Below are 19616 nucleotides of genomic sequence, written 5' to 3'. Positions count from 1 at the left end.
AGTCGTCCGCGACGGACCCGCTCAGCTCGCGTCACCGCGCGTCCCGCTACGGGCGGATGTCCAGTGCGCCGATCAGGTCGTCGCGCAGGGTGAACCGGTACCGCAGCTCGACCGGGCTGCCCGGGAAGTCGCCCGACAGCCGTGTGAGAACCAGGTAGGAGTCGCCCGCCTGGGGCGTGACCCGCACCGGTTCGGCGGTGTACGAGTACTGCGCCATCGAGCGCTCCCGCCAGGAGCGGATGGACGGACGGCCGTCGTACAGCCGGTCCTCGTCGGCCACGCTCGCCGTGTCCGCGAAGCAGGCGACGAAGGCGTCCACGTCCCCGTCGCCGACGGCCCGGAAGTACCTGTCGATCACGTCGGGCAGGTCGACCGCCATCTGCTCCTCCTGCGGCCCGGGCCGCCCGTCGGGGCGGCCGCCGTGGTCCCGGTCCGACCTCACGGTACGAGACACGGCGGGTGGGGCGCGGCGCAACCGGCAGAACCGCCGGGCCAGCGCCTCCCGGGGTTTGTCGCCGTCCGGCCCGGGTAGCCACGCGTTCCGGCGACGGAAGGGGCGGGTCCATGGCCGAACTGGCGTTCGTCGACAAGGTGGCGGCACGGGCGGGTATTCCGCCGGCCGAGGCACGCCCGCTGACCGAGGCCGTGCTGCGCACGCTCACCGAGCGTCTCAGCGGGGGCGAGGCCACCGCGCTCGCCCCGCACGTGGCCGACGAGCTGAGTCCGCTGCTGGTCAAGGCCGCCGAACCGCCCGAGACATTCGGGTACGACGAGTTCCTGCGCCGCGTCGCCGATCGCGCCGGCACGGACCGGGCCGGGGCCGAGCGGGGCGTACGGGCGGTCTTCGAGACGATGCACCGGGTGGTCGGGCACCGGGAGTTCTCCGATGCCCTGTCCCAGCTCCCGGCGGAACTGCGGGCACTGGCGCAGCCGCTGCCGCACGGCCCCTGACCGACGCGCGCCTGATGCGTCGGTGACCGTTCGGTCCCTGGCGTGTCGCCACGACACCGGATCTACTGTGCGTAACCGATCGAACGCGCAGTGGCGGTTGTCCCCGCGCCCGTCCGCCGGGTCGTCGCCGCTCCGATCCGAGGAGCGTCCCCTTGGCGTCCATGGTGTCCCCGCGTCCCCTGCTGACCGCAGTGACGACAGTCGTCGCGCTGATCACCCTCGCTCCCGCTCCCGCCGTGGCGTCCCCGCACAGCTATCGGGTCGTCGACCTCGGCACCCTGAGCGGGGGTGACGGCGCTGCGACGGCGATGAACGATCGCGGCGACATCGTCGGCTGGAGCACCGTCGCCGGCGGCGCCCGGCACGCCGTGCTGTGGCGACACGGCGTCATCACCGACCTGGGCGTGCTGCCCGGTGACACCGATTCCAGCGCCGTGGACGTCAACGAGTTCGGTGACGTGGCGATCACCTCGTTCGGCTCGGACTACCTGACCCGCGCGGTGCTCTGGCGCGACGGCCACCTCCGTGACCTGGGCACCCTGGGCGGGGAGAACAGCGTGGCGATCGGCGTCAACGACCGGCGGCAGGTGCTCGGCACCAGCGAACCGGCCGGCGACATGCCGCACCGTTTCCTGTGGCGCGACGGCGTCTTCACCGACCTGGGTCGGGAGTACTTCTACGAGTTCACCGCCGACTTCAACAACGCGGGCGACGTGGTGGGCGGGTTCAACGTGCCGCCGCAGGACTACCCGTGCACCTGCGTCGGTGGCCGGCTGCGCGACGGCGTCTTCACCCAGATCGGCAGCGAGGCGCTCGGGGTCAACAACCGGGGTCAGGTGGTGGGGGCGGCGAACGGGCGGGCGTTCCGCTGGCAGAACGGGACACTCACCGACCTCGGCACGCTCGGCGGCGACTGGAGCCGCGCCACCGCGATAAACGACCGCGGTGAGGTGGTGGGCCAGAGCGCCACCACCACCGCCGCGTGGCACCCGTTCCTCTGGCGCAACGGGTTGATGACCGACCTGACCACCCGGGGCGTGGGGGAGACCGACTGGATCGAGGACATCAACATCCGGGGCCAGCTCGTCGGCGCCCGGGGGAACCGGCCGGTGCTGTTCCGCTGAGCGGAGATCTTCGCGCTGTGGACGTGTGGGCGTGGCCTGACTACCCGGGCGTCAGCGGCGGCCGCGACGAGCCGGCCGGCGGTTGGCTCCGCCGCGTTGCCGCGGGGCGCCGCCGCCGTGTGGACGTGCGGCGCCGCCGCGCGGGCGGGCCGCTCCGCCGGTCGGCCGTGCCGCCGGGCGACGGCGGGCCGCCACGACGATGAGCGTGCCCACCACGGCGACGATGACGACGGGGATCACCCAGGACGGGAGCCCGCGCTCCTTCGAGGACGACGGCGGCGCGGCGGCGGGCGTCACGGCCGGGTCGAGGGTCGCGGCCGGCACGGCGGACGCCGACGCGGTGCCCTCGGCCTGGGCCAACAGGGCGGGATCGGGGCCGTTCGTCGGCGCCGCCCAACCGGCCGGGGCCGCCGTGCTCGGCCCCTGGTAGTCGAAGGTGACGGTGCCCTTCACGGCCTCACCGTCGGACGCGACCGTGAGGTAACTGGCGGTGTAGCGGCCCTTCGCCGGCCAGTGCGCGACGGTCACCATCGCGGGAAAGCCGGTGTGGTACAGCCGGGGCTCGAAGGTGCCGTTGACCATGAAGTACTCCTGGACCGGCTTGTCCAACCGCTTCGGCTCGCCGTACGACCAGCCGCTGTCCACCCGTGACCCGTTCGGGCCGGTGAGGGTGAAGTGCGCGTTGGCGGCCGGCTTCTCCGTGAAGTACAGCTCCACCCTCTCGAGGGGCTGGCGCACCACGGTGCCGGTCAGCGGAGTGGAGGTCGCCAACTGGCCGTGCGCGGACGCCGGGGCGGCGGGCAGCGCCAGCGACGCGACCACGAGCACGGCCAGCACCGCCACGGCGCGACGTACGACATTACCGACAGTGACCAGCCTCGATCGCATTCGTTCATCATGGTCATTTCCCCGCCGCCGAACAAGACGTAGAGTTCACCCTCCGACGATCACCTCGACACCCCGTCCCCCTCGCGTCGTTCGGAGTTCACCCGTGTCCGTCCCCGGTTCGCGCCCCACCGCCCGCCTCACCGCCCGCCCCGCCGCCCTGCTGGTCACCGGTCTGCTCACCGCCGTGCTCGCCGCGGGCTGTGGCCAGAACGGCGACCCGTCCGTGGCCGCCCCCTCGACGGCCCCGACAACCGCCGTCGCGCCGACCCCCTCCGTCGCGCCGACCATGGCGGGCAGCCCCACTCCCACCCCCGCGGCCAGTACCCCCGCCGCCGTCGACCGGGAGATCACCGTGACCATCGCCAAGCGACGGATCACCCCGCCGACGGGCCGGGTGACCGTGAACAAGGGCCAGTCGGTCCGGATCACGGTCACCTCGGACGTCGCCGACGAGCTGCACGTGCACGGCTACGACCTGGGCGCCCGCCTCCCGGCCGGCACACCGGGCTCGGTGGAGTTCCGGGCCGACAAGACCGGGTTGTTCGAGGTCGAGACGCACGAGACCGAGCTGGTGCTGTTCCAGCTCGTCGTCCGCTGATCTCCGATGTCCGCCGCACCCACGCTGCTGGCGCACGGCGTCGGCGGCCGTCAGGACCTCCCGATCACGCTGCCCGAGCTCGTCGTTGCCGCCGCTCTGACCCTGGTCGTCACGTTCGTCGCGCTGGGCGTGCTCTGGCGGGAGCCACGCCTGGACCGTGATGCCTCAGGTGGTCGGCCGGTGCCGGACCGGCTGGCCCGCCTCGTCGACGCCCCCACGTTCCGGTGGGCGCTGCGCGTACTGGGCCTGCTCGGCGCCGGCTGGTTCGGTGTCGGCCTGCTCGCCGGGCCGGACACCCCGGAGAACCCGACGGCCGGAGTGCTCTACGTGCTCCTCTGGGTCGGTCTGGTGCCCGTCTCGCTGCTGTTCGGTCCGGTGTGGCGGGCGGTTAACCCGCTGCGTACCGTGCATCTGCTCGGCGCGCTGGCGGCCCGGCGCGACCCGGCGCGCGGCGTCCGTGAACTGCCGGCCGGTCTGGGCCTCTGGCCCGCCGCGCTCACCCTCTTCGGGTTCGTCTGGCTCGAACTGGTCGCGCCGGACCGGGCCACGCTGCCGGTCATCACCGCGTGGCTGGCCGGGTACGCCGTGGTGATGCTGGCCGGCGCCGTGGTGTTCGGCGCGGCGTGGTTCGACCGGGCCGACCCGTTCGAGGTCTACAGCGCGCTCGTCGGCCAGCTCGCTCCGATCGGCCGGGCCGCCGACGGTGTGCTGGTGTGGCGCAACCCGCTCGACGGGATCGCCGGGCTGCGGCCCCGCCCCGGGCTGGTCGCCGTGGTGATCGTGCTGCTCGGCTCGACGATGTTCGACAGCCTCTCCAACGCGCCGGTCTGGCTGCGCTTCGCCCAGGAGAACGGGCTGCCTCCGGTGGTCACCGGCAGCGCGGGACTGGTCCTGGTGATCGGGGCGGTCGCCGTGGCGTACCTCGCCGCCACGGGCGTCGCGGCCCGCGTCGGCCGCACCGAGCCGGCGGACGCCGGCGCGGTCGGGGCGCGGCGCGTACCGGGCGAGATCGCGCACTCGATCGTCCCCATCGCGGTGGGTTACGTGGTGGCGCACTACTACTCGCTGTTGATCCTGGAGGGTCAGCGCACCCTCGCCCTGCTCTCCGACCCCCGCCACACCGGCGCGGACGTCTTCGGCACCGCCGGCTGGGAACCGCACACTGCGTTGGTGACCCCGTCCGGGGTGGCCAATCTTCAGATCACCGTCATCGTCGTCGGGCACCTGCTCGGCACGCTGCTCGCCCACGACCGCGCCCTGTACCTGTTCCCCCGGGCGCGGGCGGTCGCCGGTCAGCTTCCGCTGCTCGCGCTGATGGTCGCCTACACCGTCGCCGGCCTGCTGCTGCTCTACGCCGGTTAGGCCGAGGGTCAAAGCCCCTGGCCGGCCTGCCGAGGGTCCGGACGGCGACCGGCCGCTTCGGCCGCTGGTGGCGCGTCGCTCGCGGGCCCGTGGTCCGGCCGGATCGGAGCCACCCGCTCCAATGAGCGTGATGCCGGTGAGTCATCTTGATGACTCACAGGCATCACGCTCAATGTGGTGTCCGCCGTCGGCCGTCGGCCGCGCCGTCGGCGCCGTCCGCCGTCGACCCGCAGGGGCGCGGCCCACCGCCGGCCCACCGCCTGGACTCCGCCTCGGCTCGACGGAGGACCTTGACCACCCGGCCTGGGCGCGTCCGCGCCCGCAGACGAGGATGGGCGCGTGGACTCCGCTCTGACGCGCTACCTCGACGATCTCGTGGCCACCGCCCGGGAGGTCCTCGGCGACGATCTCGTCGGCGCGTACGCGGCCGGTTCGGTGGGGCTCGGCGCGTACGAGCCCGGCCGCAGCGACGTGGACGTGGCGCTGGTCTGCGCCGGCCCGCTCACCGACACCGTCAAGCGGACGCTGGTGGCGCGGCTTCGTCACGAGTCCCTGCCCTGTCCGGCGCGCGGGCTGGAACTGGTCGTTTACCGGCGGGCGGTGGCGGCGGCCGGCAGCCCCGAACCCGGCTTCGAGGTCGAGCTGAACACTGGACGCGCCATGCCGTTCCGCCGCACCCTCGACCCGGCCGATCGGCCGAGCGCCGACGGCCGCTTCTGGTACGGGCTGGACCGCAGCATCCTGCGCCAGAGCGGACTGGCGTTGCTCGGTCCGCCGGCGGCCGAGGTCTTCGCCGACCTCGCCCCGGCCGACCTGCGTCGCCTGTTGATCGAGGCGCTGACCTGGTGGCTGGCCCTGCCAACGCCGCCGGACGACCGGCCCGCGCCCGGCACCGAGGACGCCGTGCTCGGCGCCTGCCGCTCGCTGGTGCGGCACCGCGACGGCGTGTGGCTGTCCAAGGTGGACGCCGGTCGGCGGCTCGTCGACACCGGCTATCCCGCGGAGGTCATCCGTCGGGCGATCGCCGCCCGGCACGGCGGTCCACCGCCCACCGGCGCCGAGGCCCGCGCCTTCCAGCAACGGGTACGCGCCGAGATCGCCGGCTGACCTGTGCTCAGCGCACCGGTCGGCTCTGCAATGACGCGAAGAGCAGGTTGAGGCCCTCGGCCATGGTCGGATGCGTGATGATCGCGTCCCGCAGCGCGGCCCATGGCATCCGCGCGAGCATGGCCAACTGCACCGAGGTGATCACCTCACCCGACTCCGGGCCGAGCAGCGCCGCGCCCAGGATCAGGTCGGTGCGGGTGTCGATCACCGCCTTCCACATGCCCCGGGTCTCGCGCAGAGTGCGGGCGCGGGGGATCGCGGCGACCGGCAGGTGGGCCACCTCGACGTCGTATCCGGCAAGGCGCGCGTCGCTCTCGCTGAGACCGACCCGCGCCAGCTCCGGGGTGGTGAAGACGGTGTACGGAACGAGCCGCCCGGACGTACTGCGCCGCTCGCCGGCCAGGTTCGCCCGGATGATCCGGTAGTCGTCGAGCGACACGTGCGTGAACTGCGGGCTGCCCGCGACGTCCCCGGCCGCCCACGTCCGCTCGGCGCTGGTGCGCAGATACTCGTCGACCAGCACGAAGCCACGCTCATCGAGCCGGACACCGGCCGCGTCCAGCCCCAGCCCGTCGGTGACCGGCGCCCGGCCGGCCGCCACCAGCACCTCGTCACCGGTCACCACGCTGCCGTCGTCGAGGGTGACCCGGAGCGTCCCGTCGGGGTCGCGGTCGACCCGGGCGACGGCCACGCCGACGCGGACGTCGATGTCGTCCGCGAGGAAGACCCGCATCAGCGCGTCGGCGACATCGGGGTCCTCGCGGCTGAGTAGTTGCGGGCCGCCCTCGATCACCGTCACCGCGCTGCCGAACGAGGCGAACATCTGCGCGAACTCGACCCCGACGGTCCCGCCGCCGAGCACCACCAGCCGTGCCGGCAGCCGATCCAGCCGGAGAAGGTCGTTGCTGGTCAGCACTCCGGCCTCGGCCATCCCGGGCACGGACGGCAGATGCGGGCGGGTGCCCGTGTTGATGACCACGTCGGCGCCCCGCAGCAGTCGTTCACCCCCGTCGGCCAGCTGCACCCGAACGGTCCGATCGGCGACGAACCGGGCCGCACCGATCACCAGGTGCAGACCCGAGTCGAGGAACTGCTGCCGGTTGGCGGCGACCATCCCCTCGACGACGTCCTGCTTGTGCGCCCGCAGCAGGTCGATGTTGACCCGCCCACCCTCGACGGCGAGGCCGAGCGCGGCGGCGTGCCGTAGCTGGTGGGCCGCCCGCGCGCTCGTCACCAGCGCCTTGGTGGGGATGCACGCGACGTTGATGCAGCTCCCGCCGATCATGCCGCGCTCCACCATCGCCACCCGGCGTCCGGAGCGGGCCACGTCCATGCTCAGCGTCTTGCCGGCCTTGCCGCCGCCCACGACGAGCAGGTCGAAGTCCTCCGGTTGGTCGGTCACGGGCGCTCCTTCGCGGCCACGGGGTGCTCGTCGTCGCCACCCGGGCCGGCGGTCGTCGGTGCGTGTCGGCCAGCCCAGCCTGCCAGCTCCGACGGGACGTCCGGGGCGGTTCCCGGCGAATGCAGGTGGCGTACCAGGGCGGCGAGGGGTGGCCGTTGGTCGTCAGGCCTCGGCCGTGACCAGGTAGAGGGTGAAGCTCGCCAGCAGCGGACCGGCGGCAAGACGGCGAAGCCACGGCCGGACCTCCCGGTCGACCATCTCGCCAGCCGCCACCGCACGGGCGGAGTTGCGCCGCAGCCCCAGGATCTGATCGGCCGTGCCGAAGTCCTCGAAGACGACGGCGATCGCCTCGACCGATCGCACCCGCAGGCCAACTCGCGCCGACAACCGGACCAGCTCCCGACCGACGGTCGGATTCCGCACCCGCCCCGCCACGAACCGGGCGAAGCGGCGGCTCGTGGCCACGTCCTCGTCGGCGACGGCCAGGGTGTCCCAGTCCGGCTCGGTCACCACGAGCACACCCGCCGGGCGCAGCACCCGGCGGACCTCGGCCAACGCCGCCGCGGGATCCTCCACGTGCATCAGGACGCGATCGATCCGGGCCCTGTCCATGCTGATGTCGTCCAACGGAAGCGCGTGGGCGTCGCCCACGCGCAGGTCGATCCGCGGCCGGTCGGCCAGCCGCCGACCCGCCTCCGCGAGCATCCTCGGGTCACGGTCGACGCCGACCACCAGGCCGTCGGCCCGGACCGCATCGGCCAACCGCCCCAGGTCGGTGCCTGGCCCGCAGCCGACGTCCACCACGCAGTGCCCCGGCCGCAGGTCGAGAGCGTCGACGGCACGCCTCTTGTAGTCGCGACCGATCGGGGTGGCCGCGGCCGTGTCCAGGTACGCGATCCGGTCCGCACTCGTGAGCTGGCTCATCCGCCCATCCCACCATCGACTCGTGGGCGTGCGGCGCAGCCGGTGTGTGGGTTCGGTGAAGATCGTCGAACCCTGGTCGTACCGGGCCCGGAGAACGTACGCGCCCCGGGCCCGGACGACCGGTCAGTGCCGGGCGGTGCCGTTGTCGCTGACCGGCTGCCCGAAGGCCAGGAACGGTACGGGCGTCGGAGCGTCGGGCCGGGTGAAGATGGGCTCGTGGGTGGGCGTGCGGTCGGCCGGCCCCACCGGGTATCGCAGCGGCGTGCCTGCCGGACGCTCGCCATCGGCGCGGTCGTCGTCGGCCCGGTCGTCGTCGGCGTGCGCGGCATCGGCGTGGACCGCCTCGTCGCCGGTCTCGTCGGTACCGGCCCGGTCCGCCTCGACGCGCGCCTGCTCGGCCTCGGCCTCGTCGTCACCGGCGCCCTCGACGTCGGCCCGCCCGGTCTCGGCGCCGTCGCCCGCGCCCCGGTCGACCGGGATCGGGTCGGCGGCGGCGCGACTCGACCGTGGACCGACCATCGGATACTCGGCCGTCTCCGTACCACCGGCAGCGGCGGCCATCACGGCGGCGGCGGCCAGGTCGGCCACCCGCTTCGCCTCCCGCTGCACCCGGGCACGGACCTCCTTGGCGTGCCGCTCGGCGGAGTCGCCGGCCCGCCGGGCCTCGTCGAGCCGGGTCGCCTCGGCGGTCAGGTCGCGACGCACCTCGCTCAGCCGTTGCTGCATCCGGGACAGCTCGTTCTCCAGGGTCTCACCCTCCTGGCGGACCTCGGCGAGCTGCTGCTGGGCGGTCTCCAACTCGGCGTGCAGTTGGGCCGACTCCTCCCGGCGCTCCTCGATCTCCTGCTGGAGCGCGGTCAACTGCTCCTGGTGGCTGGCGGCCTGCTCATCGGCCCGGTTCCGCAGCTCGGTCACGTGCTGCTGCGCCTCGGCGAGCAGCGCGGCGATCTGCTGCTCGGTGGAGCTGCGCTGCTCGGCCAGCTCCTCCTGCGAGGCCGCCTGCAACTCGGCGATCTCCTGCTCGGCGGCGCTGCGCCACTCGGCGACCTCGCGCTCCACGCCGGCCTGCCACTGCGCCATCTCCTGCTGGTTCTTGGCGCGGGCCGCCTGGACCTCCTGCTGGATCTGCGTACGCGCCGACTTCATCAGCGCGTCGGCAGCCACCCGGGTCTGGTTGAGCTGCTGCGCGCTCTGCTCGGTGATGCGCTTCGCCTCGTGCTGGGCGCGTTCGTGCGCGGCCTCACCGTCGGCGCGTAACTGCTCGGCGCGTTCCCGGATCGCCGTCAACTCGGCCTCGGCCACGGCGCGGCGCTCCTCGTACGCCTGCTCCTGCTCGCTGCGCCGCGCGGCCACCTCCTCGGACAGATCCTGTCGTGCCTGCGCGGCCCGCTCACGGGTGTCGGCGAGGATTCGCTCCGCCTCGGTGCGCAGCTCGTTGGCGCGGTCGGCGGCCGACTCGGTGATGAGGGCGGCCTGCTTCTCGGCGAGGGTCAGTATCTCGCCCACCATCGGGCCCAGATCCTGGAACGAGGCGCGGTCCACCTGAACCGGCTGCTCGTGCATCTCGGCCAGCTCGGCCCGCAGCCGCTGCACCTCGGCGGTCAGCTCACGCACCCGTACCGCCGACCGCCCGTGCTCGCCGCTGAGCATGGCGATCTGCCCGTCGAGCTGCTCCAGGTGCCGGTCCACCTGGCGTTTGTCGTAGCCGCGCAGGGCGAGCTCGAAGCTCGGCCGCGAGGCCGCATCGTCGCGTGTTGCGAGCGGCTCAGCGCCGATGGACATGCACCATCCTCCGTACGGTCGGGCGCAAGGTCAACCGCCCTGCGGGCCGTGAGTGTGGCGCAACGCTACCGCCGAGCCCACCCCCGTGCGAAGGCACGCACCCCTCATTCGCCGATCATGGAGTCGTGGTGCCCGGAAGGCCCTGATTGGCGGCTCTTGTCATTCACCACGACTCCATGATCGACGGTGACGGGTTGGGGGGTGGGTCAGCGGCGGCGGGCCAGCAGGACCGCGTCGTGGTGGACCATGTCGTGCGGGCCGGGGCGGGAGCGGGTTGCGGTGGTTTGGACTTGCCAGTGGGTTGGGTCCAGGTCGGCGGCGACGTCCTCGGCGGTGTACATCATGTCCGGCATGTGCATCCGGTGGCTCGACGTCCACAGGTCCATCGGGTGGTGGCCCACGATCAGCAGCGCGCCGCCCGGGGCCACCGCGGCGGCCAGGTGGGCGAACAACTCCCGCCGCTGCGTCGGCGGCAGGTGCATGTACTGCGCGGTCACCAGGTCGTAGGCCTCCTCAGCGGGCGGCTTGTCGCGCAGGTCGGCGTGGAGGAACTCGATCCGGTCACCGACTCCGGCGGCCTCGGCGTGCTCGGCGGCCCGACCCAGGGCGGTGGTCGAGATGTCCACGGCCGTCACCTGCCAACCCCGCTCGGCCAGCCACACCGCGTCGGCGCCCTCACCGCTGCCCACGTCCAGCGCCCGCCCGGGGCTGAGATCGGCGGTCTCGGCGACCACTTGCGGGTTCGGGCGGCCACTCCACACCGCCGGCTTCGACAGGTACCGCTCCTCCCAGGCCGGCTCCTCGAAGGTCGTGGCGACCAACTGCCGGTACGCGGTCACCGCGTCCCGGGTCTCCTCGGCGATGAGGTCGGCGTTGATCGCCGCCCCGGCCATGAGCCCGGCGGCGGCGGACGTGATGACCTGACCACGCAGGTCGGCCACGTTGCCGGCGACCCAGACGCCCGGAACGGTCGTCGCGCCGGTGGCGTCGGCGGGGATCTGGGTGCCCACCACGTGCCCGCCCATCGTCACCTCCTCCGGGGCGAGACCCAGCCCCACGAGCAGGTCGGCGCGGGGCGACGTGCGGGTGGCGACCACGACGGCGTCGAGCGCCACGACGCGGCCGTCGGCGAGCCGGACACCACTGAGCGCGTCCCCGGTCACCTCGAGCGCGGCGATCGGACCGGGTACCACCGGGATGCTCCGGGCGGCGAGCCGTTCGGCCGTCTCCTCGTCCGGGGTTGGCGCGTCGTGCAGCAGGAGCAGCACGTCGGAGGACCACTGCCGCCACATCTCGGCCTGGTGCACGGCCATCGGCCCGGTCGCCAGGATGCCGATCCGCCGGTCCCGAACCTCCCAGCCGTGGCAGTACGGGCAGTGCAGCACGTCGCGACCCCACCGCTCGGCCACCCCGGGCACGTCGGGCAGCTCGTCGGTGAGCCCGGTGGCCACCAGGAGCCGGCGGGCCCGCACCGCGTCGCCGTCGTCGAGGGCGATCCGGAAGCTGTCGTCCTCCCTTGTCACGGTACGGACCCGGCCGTTGCGGAACTGCCCGCCGTACCCGGCCACCTCGTCGCGTCCGGCGGCGATCAGCTCGGCCGGCGGCGTCCCCTCCCGGCCCAGGTAGTTGTGCACGCGGTCGGCGGGCGCGTTGCGCGGCTCGCCCGAGTCGATCACCAGCACCGACCGCCGCGCGCGGCTCAGCGCCAGAGCGCCGCTGAGCCCGGCCGCGCCACCGCCCACCACCACCACGTCGTACGTCTCGTCCACCGGAATGTCTCCCTCTTCGTCGGTTGAGCCCACCATCCGTCGCCGCCACCAGGATGGCAAGTATCGTTGCCGTTATGGCAAACGACGACAACGCCGCGCTGGCCGCCGTCGGCCCCCGGTTGCGGGCTCTGCGCCACCAGCGCGGCACCACGCTGACCCAGCTCGCCGACCTGACCGGCATCTCGGTGAGCACCCTGTCCCGGCTCGAGTCCGGCAGCCGCCGGCCCACCCTGGAGCTGCTGCTTCCGCTGGCCCGCGCCTACCAGGTGGCCCTGGACGAGCTGGTGGATGCCCCGGCCACCGGCGACCCCCGCGTACGCCCCAAGCCGATCGTGATCCACGGCGTGACGCATCTGCCGCTGACCCGCCGCCCCGGCGGCCTGCAGGCGTTCAAGCAGATCTTCCCGCCGGATCCGACCGCCGGGGGACGAACCCCGCAGGTTCACGAGGGGTACGAGTGGCTGTACGTGCTCTCGGGTCGACTGCGCCTGGTGCTCGGTGACCGCGACCTGATCCTGACGCACGGGGAGGTCGCCGAGTTCGACACCCGCATCCCGCACCTGATCATGAACCCCGGGCCGGGCACCGCCGAGGCGCTCAGCCTCTTCGGGCCGCAGGGGGAGCGGCTGCACGTCCGCGCCCGCCCCGCCGCGTCCGACGAACGATGATCATCACGACATCGGCGATGTCGCGGTTTCCCTGCCAGCTGAACACCCCGACATCGGCGACCTCGGGTCGATCATGCGTAGGTCCGAACAGCTCAGCGAGGTGCGGCCAACGGCGGCGTCGACGACCCGAAGGCGGTCAGGAACCGGTCGCGGAAGGAGTCCATCGGCCACACCGGCGCCTGTGGACCCGGCCGCAGGCCGTCCTGCCAGCCCCACCCGGTGATCTGTTCGAGGACCTTCGGGTCCCGGGCGACGATCGTGATCGGCACGTCCCGGCTCGCGCCCTCGCCGGTCACCACCGGAGCGGGCTGGTGGTCGCCCAGGAAGACCAGCACCAGATCGTCGTCGCCGTAGGTCTGCACGTAGGAGATCAGCGACTGGAGCGAGTAGGCGATCGCCTGCCGGTAGCCGGCCCGTACCCGGCCGGTGTCCCGGTCGTCCTTACCGCCGTCCTTCGCCCCGGCGTCGCCGTGGTAGACCGAGCCGTCGCCGACCGCGTCCCAGCCGATCATGCGGGGCACCGCCGTCCACGGCGAGTGGCTGGAGATCAGCGGGATCTCCGCCATGATCGGACGGTCCGCGTCGGCGCGCACGTGCCGCTGGAAGAAGGACAGCGTGTACTGGTCGGGCATCGGCGCGTAGGCGAACTTCGGGCCCCGGTAGCCGAGCGCCTCGGTGTCGTAGTAGCGGTCGTACGAGAAGAAGTCCTTCTCCGGCCAGGGTTGGGTCGCCGCCGGCAGCACCCCGACGGTCTGCCAGCCGGCCCGGCGGAACGCGCCGTTGAGGGTGAGCCGGTCGCTGGCCAGCAGACTGCGGTGCCGCTGCTCGTTGTCCGTCCACAGACCCGACAGCAGGGTGTCGTGCGCCAACCAACTACCGCCGCCGAACGTGGGGGAGGTGAGAAAGCCGCTGCGTGAGCCGTACCCGGCAGCGCGCAGGCTCGCGGTCCCGGCGTCCAGCACCTCGTTGACCTGCGGCGCCAACTCCGGGTCCTCGACGGCGTCGCGCCCATAGCTCTCCACGAAGGCCAGGACGACGTCCTTGCCGCGCAACCCGGTCAGCAACTGCTCGCCCGGGGCGTCCTGGAACGGGTCGGCGTCGATCTGGGCGGTGAACCGGCTCCCGTCGTGCAGCCGCGCGTCCACCTGCTCGGCGTGCGCGCCCACCAGCGCGGTGGTCCCGGCGTCGGCCACCGGCACACCCGGGACGATCCGCGCCCCGGCGACGGCGCAGACCACCCAGACGACCGTCAGCGCGGCCACCGCCCGCGTCGCCGTCCGCTCGTGGTCCACCAGCAGCGACGCCAGCCGCCGCAGTGCCACGGTCACCACGACCAGCAGCGCTCCGATCAGCAGCACGACGCCGACCAGCGCGCCGAGCGCGCCGACCCGCCCCGCCGAGTCCCGGACGAAGCCGAACGCGTCGTCCAGCAACAGCCAGTCCAGCACCAGGTCGAACGGGCGGTCGAGGGCCGTGCGGAACCCCAGGTCGGCGAGTTTCACGATGGCCAGCAGGCCGAGCAGCGGCCCGAGCACGGCCACCACCATCCGTCGTGGTCGCGCCGGCAGCGCCAGCAGCAGCGCGGCCACCAGCAGACCCTCCAACGGGATCCGCACGAGCGCGCCGGGGGTCAGCTCACCGAGGCGGTCCGGTCCGACCAGGACCACGTACACCAGCAGGACCGCCAGCACCGTGCCCGCCCCCCGCAGCGCCCGCCGCGCCGGGCCGCGCGACGCGGGCGACACCACGGGAGTACGACCAGCGGCGTCGCCGGTCGACGCGGAGCGCCCGCGCAACCGGTCGGCGAGCCGGCGTCGCCGAGGTGCGAGGGTCATCGGGGCCTCCAGTCGGAGTGGACCGTACCGCCGGAGCGCGCCGCCAGCGCGGGCCGGGGCACCGGGAGCGTCGGCGTGGGCACCGGCAGCAGCGGGCGAGCCGGCCGGGGCGCCGGGCGGCGACGCCACAGCCAGGCCACGTCCCGGCCGAACGACTCGACCAGCAGCGCCAACGCCGCCACCAGGACCAGCGTGGTCCACTGCTCCGGCAGCGCCCGCGCGGCGGCCACCGTCAACAGCACTCCCTGGGCGGCGGCCACCACCTTGCGCCAGAAGCGTGGCGGCAACGTGCCCCGCAGCCAGGGCAGGACCGCGCTCGCCGCGACGAAGGCGTACCGCATCGCGCCGATGGCCAGCACCCAACTTCCGGCCGCCGGGGCGACGTAGACGCTGAGGACCAGGATGAGGAACGCGTCGACCTCCATGTCGAAGCGCGCCCCCAGGGCGCTGGCGGTGCCGGTGCGCCGGGCGACCTGGCCGTCCACGGCGTCCAGCAGCAGGGCCACCGCGCTCAACGCGACCAGCAGCCCCACCGGCGTCGGGCGGTCGAACGAGTCCACGACCAGCGCGGTGACCGCGCCGACCAGGACGCCCCGGGCCAACGTCACCCGGTCGGCGGGGCCGAGGCGGGACGCGCCGGACAGGTGCAGGCCCCGGCTCAACGCGAGACAGGTGACCGCCGCGTAGCCGACGCCGGCCAGCCAACCCGCCTTGTCCAGACCCACGGTGGCGGCCAGCGTCGCCAGCACGACCAGTTGTGCGGTGAGCCCGATCACCGGGCCGCTTCGAACTGTGGGCACCGTACCTCCGTGTTTATGATCGACGACCCCGACAGGGAACACGGAAATCAGGGCCGTTCGGTTCGACCGGGACAAAAGGTGAGGTGTACGAGGGTGAACCGCGAGGCGTACGCCTGCTGGGTGCGCGAGCCCGGCGCGGCGGAGATCCGGCCGGTGCCACTGCCCGCCCCGGGCCCCGACGACGTGCTGGTCCGCGCGCGCTACTCCGGGGTCAGCCGGGGCACCGAGACGCTGGTGTTCGCCGGTCGGGTGCCCGCCGACCAGTACGCGGCGATGCGCGCCCCGTTCCAGGAGGGCGACTTCCCCGGCCCGGTCAAGTACGGCTACCTCAGCGTCGGCGTGGTCGAACAGGGCCCGCCGGAACTGCTCGGGCGTACGGTGTTCTGCCTGCACCCGCACCAGAGCGCGTACGTCGTGCCGGCGACCGCCGTGGTGCCGGTGCCCGACGACGTGCCGCCCGCCCGCGCCGTGCTCGCCGGCACGGTGGAGACCGCCGTGAACGCCCTGTGGGACGCCGCGCCCCTGCTCGGCGACCGGGTCAGCGTGATCGGCGCGGGCATGGTGGGCTGCTGCGTCGCGGCGCTGGTGGCGCGGTTCCCCGGTGTGGACGTCGAGCTGGTCGACACCGACGCCCGCCGGGCCGGGGTGGCCGGGGCGCTCGGCGTCCGGTTCGCCCGACCCGCCGACGCGACCGGCGACCGGGACCTGGTGGTGCACGCCAGCGCCACGTCCGCCGGCCTGCAACAGGCGCTGGACCTGCTCGCGCCCGAGGGCACGGTGGTCGAGCTGAGCTGGTACGGCGACCGCCAGGTGCAGGTGTCCCTCGGTGGGGCGTTCCACTCCGGACGGCTCACCGTGCGCAGCAGCCAGGTCGGCATGGTCGCGCCCGCGCGGCGCGGTCGTCGCAGTTACACCGACCGGTTGGCGCTGGCCCTGGACCTGCTCGACGACCCGGCGTTCGACGCGCTGATCACCGGCGCGTCCCGGTTCACGGAGCTACCCGACGTACTCGCCCGACTGAGTTCGGGTGACCTGCCCGCGCTCTGCCACCTCATCACCTACGACGACGGGGAGTGACCATGTTCAGCGTGACCGTTCGGGATCACATGATGATCGCCCACAGTTTCCGGGGCGAGGTGTTCGGCCCGGCCCAGCGCCTGCACGGGGCGACGTTCGTGGTGGACGCGACGTTCCGCCGGCCCGACCTGGACGCCGACGGCATCGTCGTGGACATCGGCCTCGCCACCGAGCAGCTCCGGGCCGTGGTGGGGGAGCTGTCCTACCGCAACCTCGACGACGAGCCCGCGTTCGCCGGCACGAACACCACCACGGAGGTGCTCGCCCGTACCGTCGCCGACCGACTGGCCGAGCGGGTACACGCCGGCGACCTGGGGGCCGGTGCCCGGGAGCTGGCCGGTATCACCGTCACCCTGCACGAGTCACACGTCGCCTGGGCCAGCTACGAGCGGTCGCTGTGACCGACGCGGGCCGGCCGCCGCCGGCCCCCGCCCCCGCCGCCGCGCGACGACGTGCGGTGCACGTCGTCCTGCCGGGGGACATCGACGACCCGGGCACGCCCAGCGGTGGCAACACGTACGACCGGCGGGTCTGCGCCGGGCTCGCCGAGCGTGGGTGGACGGTGCACGAGCACCCGGTACCCGGCGCGTGGCCGCACCCCGACCCGGCCGACCGGGCAGCGCTGGCCCGGCTGCTCGCCACCACGGCGGACGACGCCGTGGTGCTCGTCGACGGCCTGATCGCCTCGACGGTGCCGGAGCTGCTCGCCCCGCACGCGACCCGGCTGCGCCTCGTCCCGCTGGTGCACATGCCGCTCGACGACGAGGCCGAGGGTCGTGCGCTGGCCACCGCCAGCGCCGTCGTCACCACCAGCGGGTGGACCCGCCGCCGGCTGCTGGCCCGCCATGCGTTGCCCGCCGAGCGCGTCCACGTCGCGCCGCCCGGGGTGACGCCCGCTCCGGTGACGAATCCCGGCAGCGCAACCGGTGACCGGTTGCTCTGCGTCGCCGCGGTCACCCGTCACAAGGGTCACGACCTGCTGGTCGACGCCCTGTGCGTGCTGGCCGAGACGCCGTGGACGCTGGTCTGCGCCGGCACCCTGACCCGGGAACCCGAGCTGGTGTGCCAGCTGCGCGACCGGCTCGCCGGCGCCGGCCTGGCGGAACGGGTCCGACTGGCCGGCCCGCTGACCGGCCCGGCGCTCGACGCCGCGTACGCCGCCGCCGACCTGCTGGTCCTGCCCTCGCGGGGCGAGACGTACGGGATGGTCGTCACCGAGGCCCTCGCGCGTGGCGTACCGGTGCTGGGCACCGACGTGGGGGGCCTGCCCGAGGCGCTGGGTCGCGCCCCCGACGGCGTCGTGCCCGGTCTGCTGGTCCCGCCGGACGATCCGGCCGCCCTGGCCGGCGCGCTGAGCCGGTGGCTGGGCGACGACGAACTGCGGTCCCGGCTGCGGCGCGCCGCGCTCGCCCGCCGCGACACCCTGTCCGACTGGCCGGTGACGACCGCGCGCCTGGCCACCGTGCTGGAGGAGGTGACGGGGTGACCGTCGAGGAGACCCTGCCGTTCGCCGACTGGCTGCGTCTGCGGGAGCCGGCCGACGCGGCGGCCCGCGCCGACGACCTGCTGGACGCCGTCCGACCCCGACTGGCCGGCCACGACCCGGTCGTGATCCACGACCTGGGCAGCGGCACCGGTTCGATGAGCCGCTGGCTCGCCGCCCGGCTCAGCGGACCGCAGCGGTGGGTGCTGCACGACCGGGACGCCGACCTGCTGGCCCGCGCCGCCGACAGCATGGCCGGGGTGACCGCCGCCGACGGAGCGCCGGTCACCGTCCACACCCGCTGCGGCGACCTGACCCGGCTCACCGCCGCCGACCTGTCCGACGGCGCGCTGGTCACCGCGTCCGCGCTGCTGGACATGTTGACCGCCGAGGAGGTCGAGCGGGTGGTCACGGCCTGTGTGGACGCCGGCCGCCCCGCCCTGTTCGCGGTCTCGGTGACCGGACGGGTCCGGCTCACTCCCGAGGACCCGCTCGACGCCGCGGTCGAGGAGGCGTTCAACGCGCACCAGCGGCGTACCGTCGACGGCCGTCGGTTGCTCGGCCCGGACGCCGCCGCCGTCACCGCCGCCGCATTCGCCCGGCGGGGCGTGCCCGTGGTCGAGCGGCCCAGCCCGTGGCGACTCGGCCCCCAGCAGGCCGACCTGGCCGCCGAGTGGTTCCGGGGCTGGCTGGGCGCGGCCTGCGAGCAGCGGCCCGACCTGGCCGGCCCGGCCGACGCGTACGCCCGACGTCGGCTGGCCGAGGCGGCGGCCGGCCGGCTGGGCGTGGTGGTCGAGCACCGGGACCTGCTGGCCGGTGGATGAACCATCCACACCCTGGGTACGTGCACTAAGAGAGTGGACGATCTTCAGGGAGGACCGGCGTCGATGGTGTGGGCCTGGGCACGAGTGGTCGGCGGGGTGGGCCTGCTCGCCGTCCTGCTGTGGCAGGTGGGCGGCGGCGCGTTCCTCGCCGGCGTACGGCTGATCGACGCCCCGGCGCTGGCCGCGGCCCTGCTCATCGGCGCGCTCACCACGGTCTGCGCCGCGTGGCGGTGGAGTCTCGTCGCCGGTGGCCTGGGCGTGCGGCTGCCGCTGGCGACCGCGGTGGCGCACTGCTACCGGGCCGTGTTCCTCAACGCCACCCTGCCCGGCGGGATGCTCGGGGACGTGCACCGGGCGGTGCGCCACGGCCGCGACGCCGGCGACGTCAGCCGGGGTATCCGCGCGGTGGTCTGGGAACGTGCCGCCGGTCAGGTGGTGCTGGTGGGCGTCGCCCTGGTCGTGCTCGCGGCGTTCCCGTCCCCGGTGCGTCCGTACCTGCCGGCCACCGCCGCGCTGCTCGTGGCGGTCGGACTGGCCGCCGTACTCCTGGCTCGGTTGTTGCCCGGTACCGGCCGGTCCCGGTGGGCGCGTGGCGTGCGAACCGCCGTCGCCGACGTGCGGACCGGACTGCTGGGCCGGCGGACCTGGCTCGGCGTGCTGGTCGCCTCCGCCGTGATGGTCGCCGGTCACCTGGCCACCTTCCTGGTGGCGGCCCGGACCGCCGGATCCGACGCGCCGCTGACGAGGTTGCTGCCCCTGACCCTGCTCGCCCTGCTGGCCATGGGCCTGCCCCTGAACGTCGCGGGCTTCGGCCCCCGCGAGGGGGTGGCCGCCTGGGTGTTCGGCGCGGCCGGTCTCAGCGCCTCCGAGGGTGTCGCCACCGCCACCGTCTACGGCGCGCTCGTGCTGGTGGCCAGCCTGCCCGGCGCGGCCGTGCTGCTCGCCCGACGGGCCCGTGAACCCACCGCCGCTCGGGAAGCCGCCTCGCCCGGCGGCTGTTGATTCAGTGGTGAAACGGTACG

The 19616-nt window shown here is 74.1% G+C and carries 19 protein-coding genes; 11 read left to right on the top strand and 8 right to left on the bottom strand.

Annotated elements, in window-relative coordinates; genetic code table 11:
- Positions 1-46: 46 nt before the first annotated feature.
- On the bottom strand, positions 47-379 hold the full coding sequence (locus ACQP03_RS18885; RefSeq protein WP_357117740.1) for a nuclear transport factor 2 family protein: 333 nt from the start codon (positions 377-379) through the stop codon (positions 47-49).
- Between the two features lie 185 nt (positions 380-564).
- Here ACQP03_RS18885 and ACQP03_RS18880 point away from each other — a divergent pair, with 185 nt between their 5' ends.
- Positions 565-951, top strand: a complete 387-nt coding sequence (locus ACQP03_RS18880; RefSeq protein WP_357117743.1) for a DUF2267 domain-containing protein — start codon at positions 565-567, stop codon at positions 949-951.
- Positions 952-1112: 161 nt separating this feature from the next.
- Positions 1113-2075, top strand: coding sequence for a hypothetical protein (locus tag ACQP03_RS18875; protein WP_357119380.1), 963 nt, complete (start codon positions 1113-1115; stop codon positions 2073-2075).
- 51 nt (positions 2076-2126) lie between these two features.
- On the opposite strand, the gene ACQP03_RS18870 is transcribed toward ACQP03_RS18875, so the two are convergent.
- Complete coding sequence (locus ACQP03_RS18870) at positions 2127-2963, bottom strand: copper resistance CopC family protein (RefSeq protein ID WP_357169575.1); 837 nt, start codon at positions 2961-2963, stop codon at positions 2127-2129.
- Between the two features lie 103 nt (positions 2964-3066).
- Here ACQP03_RS18870 and ACQP03_RS18865 point away from each other — a divergent pair, with 103 nt between their 5' ends.
- The 3 genes from ACQP03_RS18865 (at position 3067) to ACQP03_RS18855 (ending at position 6030) form a co-directional block, all read left to right on the top strand.
- A complete protein-coding gene (locus ACQP03_RS18865) occupies positions 3067-3561 on the top strand; it encodes a hypothetical protein (protein ID WP_357117750.1) in 495 nt (164 codons plus the stop codon).
- Between the two features lie 6 nt (positions 3562-3567).
- A complete protein-coding gene (locus tag ACQP03_RS18860) occupies positions 3568-4923 on the top strand; it encodes a hypothetical protein (RefSeq protein WP_357117753.1) in 1356 nt (451 codons plus the stop codon).
- A gap of 339 nt (positions 4924-5262) precedes the next feature.
- Positions 5263-6030 (top strand): nucleotidyltransferase domain-containing protein, encoded by a 768-nt coding sequence (locus ACQP03_RS18855; protein WP_357117756.1) that lies wholly within the window; start codon positions 5263-5265, stop codon positions 6028-6030.
- Positions 6031-6037: 7 nt separating this feature from the next.
- Here the strand turns inward: ACQP03_RS18855 and ACQP03_RS18850 are convergent, their stop codons facing one another.
- The 4 genes from ACQP03_RS18850 to ACQP03_RS18835 form a co-directional block, all read right to left on the bottom strand.
- On the bottom strand, positions 6038-7432 hold the full coding sequence (locus ACQP03_RS18850; RefSeq protein ID WP_357169578.1) for a dihydrolipoyl dehydrogenase family protein: 1395 nt from the start codon (positions 7430-7432) through the stop codon (positions 6038-6040).
- Between the two features lie 162 nt (positions 7433-7594).
- On the bottom strand, positions 7595-8356 hold the full coding sequence (locus tag ACQP03_RS18845; RefSeq protein WP_357117764.1) for a methyltransferase domain-containing protein: 762 nt from the start codon (positions 8354-8356) through the stop codon (positions 7595-7597).
- Positions 8357-8479: 123 nt separating this feature from the next.
- Positions 8480-10138 carry a hypothetical protein gene (locus tag ACQP03_RS18840; RefSeq protein ID WP_357169581.1) on the bottom strand — a complete coding sequence of 553 codons (1659 nt, stop codon included), beginning with the start codon at positions 10136-10138 and terminating at the stop codon, positions 8480-8482.
- A gap of 206 nt (positions 10139-10344) precedes the next feature.
- Complete coding sequence (locus ACQP03_RS18835) at positions 10345-11907, bottom strand: bifunctional NAD(P)/FAD-dependent oxidoreductase/class I SAM-dependent methyltransferase (RefSeq protein WP_357169584.1); 1563 nt, start codon at positions 11905-11907, stop codon at positions 10345-10347.
- Between the two features lie 74 nt (positions 11908-11981).
- On the opposite strand from ACQP03_RS18835, the gene ACQP03_RS18830 reads away from it, so the two are divergent.
- The gene (locus ACQP03_RS18830) at positions 11982-12575 is read left to right on the top strand and encodes a helix-turn-helix domain-containing protein (protein WP_357117773.1); all 594 of its coding nucleotides are present in this window, start codon (positions 11982-11984) and stop codon (positions 12573-12575) included.
- Between the two features lie 92 nt (positions 12576-12667).
- Here ACQP03_RS18830 and ACQP03_RS18825 read toward each other — a convergent pair whose 3' ends face one another.
- Positions 12668-14410: a sulfatase-like hydrolase/transferase gene (locus tag ACQP03_RS18825; RefSeq protein WP_357169587.1), complete on the bottom strand. Its 1743-nt coding sequence runs from the start codon at positions 14408-14410 to the stop codon at positions 12668-12670.
- Positions 14407-15210, bottom strand: a complete 804-nt coding sequence (locus ACQP03_RS18820; RefSeq protein ID WP_433457716.1) for a CDP-alcohol phosphatidyltransferase family protein — start codon at positions 15208-15210, stop codon at positions 14407-14409. Before ACQP03_RS18820 ends, ACQP03_RS18825 begins: the two co-directional genes overlap by 4 nt.
- 93 nt (positions 15211-15303) lie before the next feature.
- On the opposite strand from ACQP03_RS18820, the gene ACQP03_RS18815 reads away from it, so the two are divergent.
- The 5 genes from ACQP03_RS18815 (at position 15304) to ACQP03_RS18795 (ending at position 19596) form a co-directional block, all read left to right on the top strand.
- On the top strand, positions 15304-16287 hold the full coding sequence (locus ACQP03_RS18815; protein WP_357169589.1) for a zinc-dependent alcohol dehydrogenase: 984 nt from the start codon (positions 15304-15306) through the stop codon (positions 16285-16287).
- Between the two features lie 2 nt (positions 16288-16289).
- Positions 16290-16688, top strand: coding sequence for a 6-pyruvoyl trahydropterin synthase family protein (locus tag ACQP03_RS18810; RefSeq protein WP_357117784.1), 399 nt, complete (start codon positions 16290-16292; stop codon positions 16686-16688).
- Positions 16685-17773: a glycosyltransferase family 4 protein gene (locus ACQP03_RS18805; RefSeq protein ID WP_357397587.1), complete on the top strand. Its 1089-nt coding sequence runs from the start codon at positions 16685-16687 to the stop codon at positions 17771-17773. The genes ACQP03_RS18810 and ACQP03_RS18805 overlap by 4 nt, the downstream gene beginning before the upstream one ends.
- The gene (locus ACQP03_RS18800) at positions 17770-18594 is read left to right on the top strand and encodes a class I SAM-dependent methyltransferase (protein ID WP_357169598.1); all 825 of its coding nucleotides are present in this window, start codon (positions 17770-17772) and stop codon (positions 18592-18594) included. The genes ACQP03_RS18805 and ACQP03_RS18800 overlap by 4 nt, the downstream gene beginning before the upstream one ends.
- A gap of 63 nt (positions 18595-18657) precedes the next feature.
- Positions 18658-19596: a lysylphosphatidylglycerol synthase transmembrane domain-containing protein gene (locus ACQP03_RS18795; RefSeq protein WP_357119382.1), complete on the top strand. Its 939-nt coding sequence runs from the start codon at positions 18658-18660 to the stop codon at positions 19594-19596.
- The last annotated feature ends 20 nt before the right edge of the window (positions 19597-19616 follow it).

This window comes from Micromonospora sp. CA-248212, assembly GCF_050948405.1.
GTDB lineage: Bacteria > Actinomycetota > Actinomycetes > Mycobacteriales > Micromonosporaceae > Micromonospora.
Note: the sequence above shows the minus strand (reverse complement) of the source record. Positions and strands in the feature narration are given on the sequence as shown.

Excerpts from the sequence above, each read along its gene's own strand:
- ACQP03_RS18860 (WP_357117753.1), top strand. The coding sequence starts at position 3,568 with ATGTCCGCCGCACCCACGCTGCTGGCGCACGGCGTCGGCGGCCGTCAG.
- ACQP03_RS18795 (WP_357119382.1), top strand. The coding sequence starts at position 18,658 with ATGGTGTGGGCCTGGGCACGAGTGGTCGGCGGGGTGGGCCTGCTCGCC.
- ACQP03_RS18845 (WP_357117764.1), bottom strand. The coding sequence starts at position 8,356 with ATGAGCCAGCTCACGAGTGCGGACCGGATCGCGTACCTGGACACGGCC.
- ACQP03_RS18880 (WP_357117743.1), top strand. The coding sequence starts at position 565 with ATGGCCGAACTGGCGTTCGTCGACAAGGTGGCGGCACGGGCGGGTATT.
- ACQP03_RS18885 (WP_357117740.1), bottom strand. The coding sequence starts at position 379 with ATGGCGGTCGACCTGCCCGACGTGATCGACAGGTACTTCCGGGCCGTC.
- ACQP03_RS18810 (WP_357117784.1), top strand. The coding sequence starts at position 16,290 with ATGTTCAGCGTGACCGTTCGGGATCACATGATGATCGCCCACAGTTTC.
- ACQP03_RS18875 (WP_357119380.1), top strand. The coding sequence starts at position 1,113 with ATGGTGTCCCCGCGTCCCCTGCTGACCGCAGTGACGACAGTCGTCGCG.
- ACQP03_RS18870 (WP_357169575.1), bottom strand. The coding sequence starts at position 2,963 with ATGCGATCGAGGCTGGTCACTGTCGGTAATGTCGTACGTCGCGCCGTG.
- ACQP03_RS18840 (WP_357169581.1), bottom strand. The coding sequence starts at position 10,138 with ATGTCCATCGGCGCTGAGCCGCTCGCAACACGCGACGATGCGGCCTCG.
- ACQP03_RS18830 (WP_357117773.1), top strand. The coding sequence starts at position 11,982 with ATGGCAAACGACGACAACGCCGCGCTGGCCGCCGTCGGCCCCCGGTTG.
- ACQP03_RS18825 (WP_357169587.1), bottom strand. The coding sequence starts at position 14,410 with ATGACCCTCGCACCTCGGCGACGCCGGCTCGCCGACCGGTTGCGCGGG.